At 75.6% G+C, this 12,053-nt stretch carries 8 protein-coding genes; 5 read left to right on the top strand and 3 right to left on the bottom strand.

Features of this window, described 5'->3' with window-relative positions:
- Nucleotides 1–132: 132 nt before the first annotated feature.
- Complete coding sequence (locus ACSU6Z_RS25695) at nucleotides 133–2,814, bottom strand: ATP-binding protein (protein ID WP_437049128.1); 2,682 nt, start codon at nucleotides 2,812–2,814, stop codon at nucleotides 133–135.
- Between the two features lie 281 nt (nucleotides 2,815–3,095).
- On the opposite strand from ACSU6Z_RS25695, the gene ACSU6Z_RS25690 reads away from it, so the two are divergent.
- From ACSU6Z_RS25690 to ACSU6Z_RS25680, 3 genes are all read left to right on the top strand, one after another.
- Nucleotides 3,096–4,349, top strand: coding sequence for an MFS transporter (locus tag ACSU6Z_RS25690; protein WP_437050485.1), 1,254 nt, complete (start codon nucleotides 3,096–3,098; stop codon nucleotides 4,347–4,349).
- Nucleotides 4,350–4,450: 101 nt separating this feature from the next.
- Nucleotides 4,451–5,605 carry an anhydro-N-acetylmuramic acid kinase gene (locus ACSU6Z_RS25685; protein ID WP_437049127.1) on the top strand — a complete coding sequence of 385 codons (1,155 nt, stop codon included), beginning with the start codon at nucleotides 4,451–4,453 and terminating at the stop codon, nucleotides 5,603–5,605.
- Between the two features lie 88 nt (nucleotides 5,606–5,693).
- Entirely contained in the window at nucleotides 5,694–6,902 is a 1,209-nt protein-coding gene (locus tag ACSU6Z_RS25680) for a DUF2510 domain-containing protein (protein ID WP_437049125.1), read from the top strand.
- A gap of 160 nt (nucleotides 6,903–7,062) precedes the next feature.
- Here the strand turns inward: ACSU6Z_RS25680 and ACSU6Z_RS25675 are convergent, their stop codons facing one another.
- Complete coding sequence (locus tag ACSU6Z_RS25675; RefSeq protein WP_437049124.1) at nucleotides 7,063–7,677, bottom strand: TetR/AcrR family transcriptional regulator; 615 nt, start codon at nucleotides 7,675–7,677, stop codon at nucleotides 7,063–7,065.
- A gap of 268 nt (nucleotides 7,678–7,945) precedes the next feature.
- Here ACSU6Z_RS25675 and ACSU6Z_RS25670 point away from each other — a divergent pair, with 268 nt between their 5' ends.
- On the top strand, nucleotides 7,946–8,896 hold the full coding sequence (locus tag ACSU6Z_RS25670) for a phosphatase PAP2 family protein (protein WP_437049122.1): 951 nt from the start codon (nucleotides 7,946–7,948) through the stop codon (nucleotides 8,894–8,896).
- Entirely contained in the window at nucleotides 8,893–9,882 is a 990-nt protein-coding gene (locus tag ACSU6Z_RS25665) for a hypothetical protein (RefSeq protein WP_437049120.1), read from the top strand. The genes ACSU6Z_RS25670 and ACSU6Z_RS25665 overlap by 4 nt, the downstream gene beginning before the upstream one ends.
- Nucleotides 9,883–9,885: 3 nt before the next feature.
- Here ACSU6Z_RS25665 and ACSU6Z_RS25660 read toward each other — a convergent pair whose 3' ends face one another.
- Nucleotides 9,886–11,937, bottom strand: coding sequence for a phosphocholine-specific phospholipase C (locus tag ACSU6Z_RS25660; protein ID WP_437049118.1), 2,052 nt, complete (start codon nucleotides 11,935–11,937; stop codon nucleotides 9,886–9,888).
- Nucleotides 11,938–12,053 lie beyond the last annotated feature (116 nt).

Raw genomic sequence — 12,053 nt, 5'->3', positions numbered from 1 at the left:
CCCGCCGTGAGCGGCGAGCCGCGTCCGGGTGGCGAGCCGCGTGGACGGGCGTCACCCCGGGCGGCGTCGCGTGGGTGCGGCTCCACCCCGGACGATGCGCCGCGTGGGCGTGCCGCCGTCCCGGGCGACGGGTCACAGCGGGGCGCCCACCGCGGTGAGGGCTTCCTCGGCCCGTGCCACCAGGCCGTCCGCGCCGCAGGACCGGGCCAGGGCCAGGCCCCGTTCCAGGTCGGCCGTCGAGCGGGCGGCGATGCCGTACTCGACGCGGGCCGCGGCGTGCTCGTACTGGCAGGGCGAGGCCTCCAGGTGGGCGACCGCCTGGGCGGCGAGCCGGACCGCGCGCTGCCCGGTCTCCAGGGCGGCGGCGCAGCGCAGGGCCTCGCCGATGGCGGTGTCCGTGCCGAAGCGCTCGGCCCGGCGGCGGGCGTCGGAGGCCAGCCGGGCGGCGCGGGCGGGGTCCTCGGCGGCGACGGCCCGGGCCAGGTCGACCGCCCACGGGGCCACCACCGGATTGTGGTGGCCGCGGGTGACCGCCGCCTTCTCCGCTGCCTCCAGTTCGCCGATGCCCTCCTCGGTGCGGCCCACCGCCAGCAGCAGCCGGCCGCGCACCGAGCGCGGGTCGGGCAGCACGATGGTGGAGGGGTACGGCGGGGCGAAGCCGTACCGCTCGGCGATCGACCAGGCCTCGTCGACACGGCCGCGGGCGAGCAGCGTGTCGATCAGGTTGCAGGTGGCGGACCAGTACAGGGGCAGGCCCCTGCCCACCCGTTCGGCCAGTCGCAGCGACTCGCGCAGGTCGGCCTCCGCCTCCGGCAGGCGGCCTCGCCGGCGGTGGCCGAGTCCCAGGTAGGCATGGGCGAGGGCGAGGTGGCCGCCGCTCCAGCCGGCGGACCGGTAGGCGCGCAGGGCGTCGGTGAAGAGGGCTTCGGCGCGGTCGAGGCGGTCGGTGTAGGCGTAGGAGCTGGCCAGCATCATCAGCAGCTCCAGGCCCCACTCGGTGTCGGTCCAGCCGAGGCCGGGGGCGAGGCGGCCGTTGACGAGGGCGCGGTCGCAGAACTCGACGACCTCCTCCGCGTTCTCGCCGTGGGTCATCGCGTCGAAGCCGCGCAGGATGAGCAGGGCCCGCTCGGCGTTGTCGCGGCCGGTGCAGGTGGCGGCGAGGGCGGCGAGGCGCGCGGAACGGTCCGGTGAGGCCGTCTCCCCGGCGTGGATTCCCTCCCACATGTACCGGACGGCCCGCAACCGCAGCCTGGCGGGCCCTTCGGGGAGCCGGGCGGCCTCCGTCCCGACCGTGCGGAGGGCCTCGTCGAGCTGGTTGTTGTGGGTCAGGGCCTGGGAGAGGCGGAAGACGGCGTCGACGCGTGCCGGCTCGTCCAGGCCCGGCATGGCCAGGGCGCTGCGCAGGTGGGCGATGGTGGTGGCGGGCGCGGTGAGCAGCGTGGCACAGCCCAGCTCGTAGAGCACGCGCGCGTGGATGTCGGGCGACGGCGGTTCGTCCAGGGCGCGTTCCAGGCAGCGGCGGGCCGCGTCGGGGGCGCCGACGGCGAGGTGTTCGCGGGCCGCCTCGCGCAGCTGCTCGACGATCTCCTGGTCGTCCTCGGGGTGGACCTGGATCAGATGGCGGGAGGCGGCCGCGGCGCCGAGGCCCAGGTCGGTGACGAGCTGGGCGGCGATGCCGTGCATGGCGCGGCGCAGCGCGTCCGGGATGGAGTGGTAGACGGCGCCGGCGATCAGCGGGTGCACGAACTCCAGCTCGCCGAGGACGGCCGGTCCGGTGGCGGGCTCGGGCTCGGTGAGGATGCGGGCGTCCCGGAGCAGTTCGGCGCAGCGGACGGCGTCGTCGCGGTCCATGGTGGCGAGCCGGGCGACCATGTCGACGGTGATGCCGGTGCCGAGGATGGCCGCCGCCCAGGCGAACCGGGTGGCGTCGATGCCGAGGTCCTCCAGGCGGGAGACGAGGCCGCCGCCGCGGGCGGCGCGGTTCAGGGCGCGTAATTCGCCGGCCTGGGCCTCGACCGGTTCCAGTTCGCTGTCCCGCACCTTGGCGAGGAGTTCGACGGTGTCGTACGGGTTGCCGCCGGTGACGGCCCACACCTCGCGGCAGAAGGGGGCGTCGGCGTGCGCGCCCAGCGTGGCGCGGGTGAGCCCGGCGGTCGCCTCCGGGCTGAGGGCGCTGAGCGTGGCCAGGGGGCGGGCCGCGGCGGCGACCGCCTCCAGGAGACGGGCGCTCCCGCCGCCGGCCTCGCCGGGCAGGCAGGCGATCACGACCAGGACGGGCAGGTCGTCCAGCCGCTCGGCGAACGCGGCGAGCCAGCGCAGGGTCTCCTGGTCGGCCCAGTGGACGTCGTCGAGGAGCAGCACCAGCGGATACTCCCGCCGGGCGAGCCGGCGCACGGCGCTGGCGAGGCCGTCGCAGACGCCCTGCGGGTCGGCCCGCCGCTCACCGGGGGCCGCTATGCCGAGGGCCGGGCCGACGATGTCGTACCGGTCGCCGAGGCACTCCCGCGCCTCCTCCGGGGACATCGTCACCAGGGCGGGCTGGAGCAGTTGCCGGACCACGTTGAAGGGGACGGACCGGAGGGTCTCGCCGCCGCGGGCCGACCACACCGTGCAGCCGGCGCGTTCGGCGATGCGCCGGACCTCGGCCAGCAGGGCGGTCTTGCCGAGTCCCGCCTCGCCCCGCAGCACCAGAACGGTGCCGGGCGAGGAGCGGTCCGCGCACAGGACGTCGACCGCCTGCGTGAGGACGGCGATCTCGTGGTCGCGCTCCCACAGGGAAGCCGAGGTGGCGGCCGTGGGCCGTACCTCCGTCATCCCGCTACCTCCCCAAGTCGCCCGAACGACGTACAGGCCTTGAGCGTAACCGCCCCGCGGACTGAGTGGAGAGCGGTCCGGGCAGGAGTTGCCGGGACGGGTGACATCGGATAAAGGCGGGCGCCGCGCGGGGCCCCTCACCGGCCGCGCCGCATTTCACGGCCGGTCAAAACCGGGGAGAGGGACGGAAGTTGGCGGAGAAGGGCGACCGGAAGGCGGGGCGGGTCCGGCCGGGCCCGCGGGACCGGCTCGACCGGGGCGGGGCGCGGGGCCGGCGGGCACTGGTCGCGGGCTCGGTGGGCAATCTCATCGAGTGGTACGAGTTCGGCGTCTACGGCTACTTCGCGACCGTCATCGCGGAGCGGTTCTTCACCCCCGAGGGCGGCGGCGGGGCCGAGGCCCTGGTGAAGACGTACGCCTCGTTCGCGCTGGCGTTCTTCTTCCGTCCCGTCGGCGCGGCGCTGTTCGGCCGGCTGGGCGACCGGGTGGGGCGCCGGCCGGTGCTGGTCCTGGTGATCTCGCTGATGACGGCCGCGACGGCGCTGATCGGCGCGCTGCCGACGTACGCGCAGGCCGGTGCCCTCGCGCCGTGGCTGCTGACCTTCCTGCGCATCCTGCAAGGGCTGTCGGCGGGCGGGGAGTTCGGGGGCGCGGTGTCGGTGATGACGGAGTTCGCCCCGCCGGGCAGGCGCGGGCTGTACGGGTCGTGGCAGTCGTTCACGGTGGCGCTCGGGCTGCTCGGCGGGGCGGGTGCGGCGGCCTTGCCGGCGACCGTGCTGACCGAGCGGCAGCTGGGCGAGTGGGGCTGGCGGCTGCCGTTCCTGCTGGCGCTGCCGCTGGGGCTGGGGGCGCTGTGGCTGCGGCTGCGGCTGGACGAGACGCCGGCCTTCCGCGAGGAGCGGGAGCGGGTGACGCCGCCCGCGCGGGAGGTGGCGGGGGCGATCGCGCTGGGCGCGGGGCGGATCATGGGATGGGCGGCGGCCGGGTACACCTTCCTGGTCGTCCTGCCGTCGTACTTGCAGAGCAGCCTGGACGCGAGCTTCCGGCAGGCGCTGCTCGCCACCGTCCTGGCCAACCTGGGGTTCGCGGTGACGATCGTCCCCGCGGGGCTGCTCAGCGACCGGGCCGGCCGGCGGCCGGTGATGCTGACGGGGGCGCTGCTCGTGGTGGTGTCGGCCCTTCCGCTGCTGGACGTCCTCCAGGATCCGGGTGCCTCGAACGCCGCGAAGGGGGCGGCGGTGTTCGCCGCCGGGGCCGTGGTGGGGCTGATGGCCGGGCCCGGGCCCGCGCTGCTGTCGGAGATGTTCCCGACGCGGGTGCGCTACACCGGGCTGGGGCTCTCCTACGCGCTGTCCAACGCGGTGTTCTCCGGGTGCGCGGGGCTCGTCATCACCGAGACGGTGGAGCGCACCGGGAACGTGGACGTTCCCGCGTACTACGCGGCGGCGGCCTGCGCGGTGAGCGCGCTCGCCCTGGCCGCCGCACCGGGGCGGGCGGGGCGCCGGGCGCGGGCCGCCGGCAAGAGGGAGAAGTGAACCCGACGAGGGCGACGAGGGCGACGAGGGTGAAGGGGCGACGAGGGCGACGAGGGTGAAGGGGCGACGGGAGCGACGAGGGTGAAGGGGTGACGGGATCGATGAGGGTGATCGGGCTGATGTCCGGTACGTCGTACGACGCCATCGACGCGGCGGCGGCCGATCTGCGCCTGGCCGGGGACTGCCTGGTGCTGGAGCCGCTCGGGACGGTGAGCGAGCGCTACGACGACGAGGTGCGCGAGGCGCTGGCCGCCGCGCTGCCGCCGGCCGGTGTGACGCTCGCCGACGTGTGCCGGCTCGACACCCGGATCGGGCGGGCGTTCGCCGCGGCGGCCGTCCGCGCCGACCGCGAACTGTGCTCCGGCCGGGCCGAGCTGGTCGCCTCGCACGGGCAGACCGTCTACCACTGGGTGGAGCGGGGACGGGTGCACGGCACCCTCCAGCTCGGGCAGCCGGCCTGGATTGCCGAGGCGACCGGGCTGCCCGTGGTCGCTGACTTCCGGCCGCGCGACGTCGCCGCCGGCGGGCAGGGCGCCCCCTTGGTCAGCCTGGTCGACCTGTTGTGGCTGCGCGGCCGGCCGGGCACGCCTGTCGCGCTGAACATCGGCGGGATCGCCAACCTCACCGCGCCGGACGGGACCGCCTTCGACACCGGGCCGGGCTGCGCGCTGATCGACGCGGCCGTGCGGGAGTACGCCGGCGGGCGGGCGGCGTACGACGTGGACGGGGCGCTGGCCGCCCGGGGCCGGGTGCACGGGCCGCTGCTGGAGCGGCTGCTCGCGGAGCCGTACTACGCGCTGCCCCCGCCCAAGACGACGGGCAAGGAGCTGTTCCACGCCGGTCGTCTGCGGGAGGCGCTGGCCGGATCGCAGGCGCTGCCCGCCGAGGACGTCGTCGCCACGCTGACCCTGCTCACCGCCCGCACGATCGCCGACGCCGTGCGGGCGGTCGGCGCCACGGAGGTGATCGCCTCGGGCGGCGGCACCCGCAATCCCGTACTGATGGACCTGCTCGGGCGGTCGCTGCCGGGGACGGTGCTGCGCACCTCCGACGAACTGGGGCTGCCGGCGCAGGCGAAGGAGGCGTACGCCTTCGCGGTCCTGGGGTTCTTGACGGCACACGGCCTGCCGGGCACCGAGCCGGCGAGCACCGGGGCACGGCACCCGAGCGTGCTGGGGTCGGTGACCCCGGGCCGGGACGGGCTCCGGCTGCCGCCGCCGGCACGGGAGCGGCCGGTGCGGCTGGTGCTGGGGTAGCCCGGGCGTCCGGTGGACGCGCCCGGCCGGACCACCTCGGGACCGGCCCTCTCATCGCGCTTTCACCGACGCCTCATACGGTGGGCCCATGACGCAGGTGACTCCTCCCGGGTGGTACCCCGACCCCGGGCAGACAAGTGACGGTCCCGCGACCGAGCGCTGGTGGGACGGCAAGGTGTGGACGGACCGGATCCGCCCCGCGGCGCCCGCCGCCGGCAGCCCGCCGCCGGCGGCGGCGGACGGAACGGGAACGCGGCCCGGGCAGCCGGCGCCCCCGGCCGCGGCCGGGCCCGGGCAGCCGGGAAACGGCGGGCAATCGGCCCGGCCGCCGGCCGACGAGGCGCAGCCCGGAGCCCCTGCGGCGACCGCGGCGCGGCCCGAGCCGTCGGCGCACACCGGACAGCCGACCCGGCCGCCGGCCGACGGGGCGCCGCCCCCGGCGCACCCGGAAGCGGCGGCTCCCCCCGGACTGCCTCCGTTCCCCGGACAACCTCCGTTCCCCGGACAGCCCGCGTTCCCCGGCTACCCGGCGTATCCGGCGCAGCCGCCGGCCGGCCGGCGGCGGGGGCTGCGCACCGGCATCGCCGCGGGTCTGGCCGCGGCCGTCCTCGCGAGCGTCGGCGTCGGCGTGTACGCCCTCGCCGACGGGGACGGCCGCAGCGACACCAGCGCGGGATCCCGGCAGCAGGACCGGGACCGCCCGGGCGGCCCCTTCGGGGACGGGGACGGCGGTGCGTCGCCGTCCCCGGACCCGTCCGATCCGCCGAGGGTCGACAGCGGGACGGTGACCGACGCGCTCAGCGGGATCAGCCTGCCGGTCCCGGACGGCTGGTACGGCCAGGAGATGCAGGTCGGCGCGCAGGTGACCTCGGACGACTCCTACCCGTGTCCCGGCGACACCTCCCAGTCCTGCACCAAGGGCGGCGCGTACTCGGCGCCCGCGATGCTGCTGGGCACCAAGGGCGGCACCGCCGAGGAGGTCGCCAAGGCGGACATCGCGGCGAACGCGGAGGAGTCCTACGGCAAGGGCTACGGCTCGATCACCTCGCACGAGGTGCTGGCCTCCGAGGCGGTGACCGTGGCCGGGCAGAAGGGTTACCTGGTGCGCTGGAAGGCGGTCACGAGCAAGGGTTCCGACGGCTTTGTCGAGTCGCTCGCCTTCCCCGCGCCGAAGAACCCCGAGCAGATCGTCGTCGTCCGCTTCGGCGTCGACGTCGGCGAGGGGCAGGGCGTGATCGACGAGATCACCAAGGGCATCGAGAAGGCGTCCGGCGGCGGCAGCGGGCAGGACGTCTGACCGCCTCCTCCCCCGCCCGGCCCGGTGACGGAACGGCCGGGCGGGGCGCCCCTCCGCTCAAGAGGCGTCCCACCCGGCCGGGGTGCGCGCCGCCCCCGTCCCCACGGGTCGGCGCGGCCAGGTCACCGTCCAGTCATCCCATGGACGGCGGCCCGGGTCCTCAGGTGAGGCCGAGTGCCGGCAGCACGGCGGCCTCCACGAAACGGACGAGGTAGTCCGCGTCGGCGTACTCGCCCTCCACGACGGGCCGTACCCGCAGGACGCCGAACATCTGCGCGGGCACGTACTCCAGCGCCGGATGGCCGGCCGGGACCTCGCCCCGCGCCACCCCGCGGTCCAGGATCTCCCGGAGCGCGGCGATCTCGGGCTCGACGAGCGCCTCCCGCAGGGCCTGCTGGAGTTCCGGGTCCTGCATGACGGCGTGCCCGAGGGCCTGGAGCAGCCGGGTGTCCTTGCCCGACCACTCGCCCGCGGCCCGGGCCGCCTGGCGCAGGTCCTCGGCGAGCGAGCCGGTGTCGATGCCGGCGAAGCGCACCCGGCGGTGGGAGCGCAGGGCCGCCGCCACGAACTGCGGCTTGGTCTTCCACTGCCGGTAGAGCGTGGACTTGCTGCACCGGGTGCTGGCGGCGACGCCCTCCATGGTGACGGCGTCGTACCCGCACTCCCGGATCTGTTCGAGGACCGCGTCGAAGAACTCCTGCTCACGCTCGGGCGTGATCTTGGAGCGGCGCGAGGCGACGACCGTGTCCGGTCGGTCCGCGGCCTGCGACGTCATCGGCTGCACTCCTCGCTCGGATCCGGTGGCCAAGGGCCCGTGCTCCACCTTGTCGTCCAGTGTGCCGCACGGCCATCGATACGCCAGTGTACCGGTACTCGGACGTATCGGTACACTGGCGTATCGGTACGGAAACGTATCGATGAGAACCGTCACCCTCCCGTACCGGCCGGCTCACCACCCATGAGCCCGGCAGACCCGGCGAGTCACCGGCTCCGCCGCACCACCGCACCACCGCACGCACCACCGTCAGCGAAAGGGCCGGGGGATGAACGCCCGCACCGAGCCTGCAGAAGCGGAGCCCGACGCGTCAGCGCGGCCACCGCTCGTCCGCGAGCTCCTGCTCGTCGCAGGACTGTTCCTTGTCTACAAGTGCGGCCGGCAACTGGCGGCCGGCCGCACCGGCGAGGCGTTCCGCAACGCCCGTCGCGTGTGGGACCTGGAACGCGCCCTGCGCCTGCCCGGCGAGGGCACGGTGCAGTCCCTGCTGCTGCACGGCGACGCCCTCGTGCACGTGGCGAACACCTACTACGCCACCGTCCACTTCCCGGCCACCGCGGCCTTCCTGGTCTGGCTCTACCTGCGGCGGCCGGCGCACTACGTCCGGGTCCGCCGGGTGCTGGCCGCGGTGACCGCCGCCGCGCTGGTGCTGCATCTGACGTTCCCGCTCGCCCCGCCGCGGATGCTGGCCGCGACTGGCCTGATCGACACCGCACGGGTCTACGGGCCCTCGGTCTACGGCCCGCCGCGAAGCGACCACCTGTCGAACCAGTTCGCGGCCATGCCGTCGCTGCACTTCGGCTGGGCGCTGATGCTGGCGATCGGGCTGATGGCCGCCACCCGGTCGCGGCTGCGCCCGCTGTGGCTGCTGCATCCGCTGCTCACCCTGCTGGTGATCGTGGGGACGGCGAACCACTACTGGCTCGACGCGATCGTGGCGGCGGCCCTGCTCGGCCTCGCGCTCGCGGTGATCCGTCCGCCTCACCGGAAGGCGGCCGTCACGGAGCGCCCCCGGCGCACGCCGCGGCCGGCCGCGGCGGGACGAGGGCGGAAGGCGCCGGTCACCGCCCCCGAACCCGCGCCGGCCGCCGTCCAGGAGTCCGCACCGGCCACCGCCGGGGACCCCCTGCCGGCCGCCACCCGCGCGCCCCTGCCGGCCTCGCCCTCCACCGGGCGGGCGGGTACGGCCGGGCGCAAGCTGCTCGGGGCTTCCCGATGAGCGCCGCGCTGCTCGCCGTCGTCCTCTCCCTCGTCTCCGCCGTCGCCTACGCCGCCGCGGCCGTCGCGCAGGAGCGGCTGGCGTCCCGGTCGGCGGGGGCGGGCACGCTGCGGTTGCTGGCCGACGGCGCGTGGTGGTGGTCGGTGGCGCTGAACGCGTCGGCCGCGCTGCTGCACGTCGTGGCGCTGAGGTACGGCCCGCTGACCGTGGTCCAGCCGCTCGGCGCGCTCACCCTGGTGGCCGCGGTGCCCATGGGGGCGCGGCTCGCGGGGCGGAAGGTGAGCGCGGTGGAGTGGCGTGGCACCGGCCTGACCCTGCTGGGGCTGGGCGCGTTGCTGGTCACCGCGTCCGGCCCCGCGCCCGGTGATGTGCTCGGCGTCTCCGAGGCGCTGGTGGTGGCGGGCGCGACCGCCGCGCTGGTCGGCGTGCTGTCGTGGCCGGGGTCCCGGCCGGGACTGCGGCACGCGACCGCGTCCGGAGCGGCCTCCGGGGTCGCGTCGGCGCTCGCCCAGACGGTGACGGTCGCCGCCACCGACCGTTCGGGCCCGCTGCTCAGCGTGCAGGTGAGCGGCGTGGCGCTGCTCGTCGCGGCCTTCGCGACCGGGGGGCTGCTGCTGTCGCAGACGGCGTACCGGGGCGGTCTGGGGGCACCGCTGGCGGTGGTGACCCTGGCCAATCCCGTCGCCGCCGCGGTGATCGGCCTCTCCCTGCTCGGCGAACGGCTCCGGGGCGGCCCCGTCGGCGTGCTGCTGGCTCTGGCCGGAGCGGCGCTGGCCGCCCGGGGCGTGCTCCTCCTCACCCGGGCCACCGCCGCCGGCCCGGACCGGGACCGGGCCGGCGCCGGGCGGCGGACCGGCGCCCCGCACCGGGACGGCCGGCCGGTGGCCGCCGTGCCCGCCCCGGAGCCCGGCCCCGTCCCATCGGCCGAACCGGCGCCGGCGCCCCGGCCCCCGCGGCGGGAGCCGGGGCACCTCACGCCCCTGTGACCGCTACTCGGTGACGATGGCCGGGTCGCTCACCCCCGGCCGCCCGTTCTCCACGTGCCCGGCGAAGCGGCGCAGGAAGGCCGGGTCCGCCTCCGACGTGACGGTCAGGTCGTACCAGCGCCGGCTCGCCGCGAGGTCGATCCGGCGCTTCAGGGTGGCGCCGGGGCGCACGGTGACGGTCGTGGCGCGGCCGCCGTAGGCGTCGGTCAGTCTCAGCCGGACCGTGCCGGTGCCGGCGTGGGTGAAGGTCAGTTCCACGTCGTCGCCGGTGTGCCGGGCGGTGACCTCCGGTCCGGTGGCCTTCCCGGTTCCCCTGAAGGCGCGCAGGAAGCCGTTGGGGCCGTGCACGGTCAGGTCGTGGACGCCCTTCGAGTAGGCCGGGTTCCAGGTGTCGGAGATCGTCTTGCCGGCCTCGGTGGTGTACGTCCAGGGGCCGTCGGCGCGGTTGCCGGAGGTGACGAGGAAGGCGGCACCGGCCCGGGCGCCGGAGGCGAAGGTGAGCGTGTACTTCCCGGTCGCCGGGTCCGCCGCGCCGTCCACGTAGGGGGCATACTTCAGCGGGCGGGCCGGGCGCAGGCCCCGCTCCTGCTTCGGCATGCCGGGGTCGGCCGGCGGGGTGGGCCGGTAGTCGGGGTGGCGCTCGCGGTCCGGCGGCTCGTAGCCGTCGGTGTCCGGCAGGTCCGCCGGGCGGCTGTCCTTGCGGGAGAAGTCGAAGGCGGAGGTCAGGTCGCCGCAGACGGCCCGCCGCCACGGCGAGATCTGCGGCTCGCGCACGCCGAAGCGGCGTTCCATGAACCGGATGATCGAGGTGTGGTCGAAGGTCTCGGAGCAGACGTAGCCGCCCTTGCTCCACGGCGAGACGACCAGCATCGGTACGCGCGGGCCGAGCCCGTAGGGGCCGGCCGGGCGCTTGGCGTCGCCCGGGTAGAGGTCGAGGGAGACGTCGACGGTGGACCTTCCCCGCGCGGCGGACTCCGGCGGCAGCGGCGGCACCACGTGGTCGAAGAAGCCGTCGTTCTCGTCGTAGGTGATGAACAGGGCCGTCCTCGCCCACACGTCCGGGTTGGAGGTGAGCGCGTCCAGGACCTGGGCGATGTACCAGGCTCCGTAGTTGGACGGCCAGTTGGAGTGCTCGGAGAACGCCTCGGGGGCGGCGATCCACGATATCTGCGGCAGCCGGTCCGCCTTCACGTCCGCCCGGAGCCGGTCGAAGTAGCCCTCGCCCGCCTTGGCGTCCGTGCCCGTGCGGGCCTTGTCGTACAGCGGGTCGCCGGGCCGGGCGTCGCGGTAGCTGTCGAAGTACAGCAGCGAGTTGTCGCCGTAGTTGCCGCGGTAGGCGTCGTCGATCCAGCCCCAGGAGCCGGCCGCGTCCAGGCCGTCGCCGACGTCCTGGTAGACCTTCCAGGAGACGCCCGCCCGCTCCAGGCGCTCGGGGTAGGTCGTCCAGCCGTAGCCCAGCTCCTCGTTGCCGAGGACCGGGCCGCCGCCCGTGCCGTCGTTGCCGGTGTGGCCCGTCCACATGTAGTAGCGGTTGGGGTCGGTGGAGCCGATGAACGAGCAGTGGTAGGCGTCGCAGACGGTGAAGGCGTCGGCGAGGGCGTAGTGGAAGGGGATGTCCTCGCGGGTGAGGTAGGCCATGGTGGTGGTGCCCTTGGCGGGCAGCCACTTGTCGTAGCGGCCGCCGTCGTAGGCGGCCTGGCCGTCGGTCCAGCCGTGCGGCAGGCCCTCCAGGAACTGCATGCCGAGGTCGTCGGCGTCCGGGTGGAAGGGCAGGACCTCCTCGCCGTCCTTCGTCTGGTGCCACACGGACTTGCCGCTCGGCAGGGTCACCGGGCGCGGGTCGCCGAAGCCGCGGACGCCTCTCAGCTTGCCGAAGTAGTGGTCGAAGGAACGGTTCTCCTGCATCAGGACGACGATGTGCTCGACGTCCTCGATCGACCCGGTGCGGTGGTTGGCCGGGAGCGCGGCGGCCCGCTGGATGCTGGCGGAGAGCGCGCCGAACGCCGCGGTGGCGCCCGCGAGCTGGAGGAATCGGCGCCGGTTGACTTCGGGCATGGACGAGGACCCTCTCCCCTGTGACGTGGTTCTGCCGGCCGGGTGGTGACGGAATGCGCGCGGAAGGAGTGTTTCAGGGACGCCGAACGGCAGGGAAGGCAGCGGTGGCGGGGGCG

The sequence above is a fragment of the Streptomyces sp. enrichment culture genome (assembly GCF_964273145.1).
Taxonomy (GTDB): Bacteria; Actinomycetota; Actinomycetes; order Streptomycetales; family Streptomycetaceae; genus Streptomyces.
The sequence above is the reverse complement of the archived record's forward strand: the minus strand, read 5'-3'. Positions and strand labels throughout refer to the sequence as shown.

Coding starts and splice junctions, on each gene's coding strand:
- ACSU6Z_RS25695 (WP_437049128.1), bottom strand. CDS start 2,814: ATGACGGAGGTACGGCCCACGGCCGCCACCTCGGCTTCCCTGTGGGAG.
- ACSU6Z_RS25685 (WP_437049127.1), top strand. CDS start 4,451: ATGAGGGTGATCGGGCTGATGTCCGGTACGTCGTACGACGCCATCGAC.
- ACSU6Z_RS25680 (WP_437049125.1), top strand. CDS start 5,694: ATGACGCAGGTGACTCCTCCCGGGTGGTACCCCGACCCCGGGCAGACA.
- ACSU6Z_RS25675 (WP_437049124.1), bottom strand. CDS start 7,677: ATGACGTCGCAGGCCGCGGACCGACCGGACACGGTCGTCGCCTCGCGC.
- ACSU6Z_RS25670 (WP_437049122.1), top strand. CDS start 7,946: ATGAACGCCCGCACCGAGCCTGCAGAAGCGGAGCCCGACGCGTCAGCG.
- ACSU6Z_RS25665 (WP_437049120.1), top strand. CDS start 8,893: ATGAGCGCCGCGCTGCTCGCCGTCGTCCTCTCCCTCGTCTCCGCCGTC.
- ACSU6Z_RS25660 (WP_437049118.1), bottom strand. CDS start 11,937: ATGCCCGAAGTCAACCGGCGCCGATTCCTCCAGCTCGCGGGCGCCACC.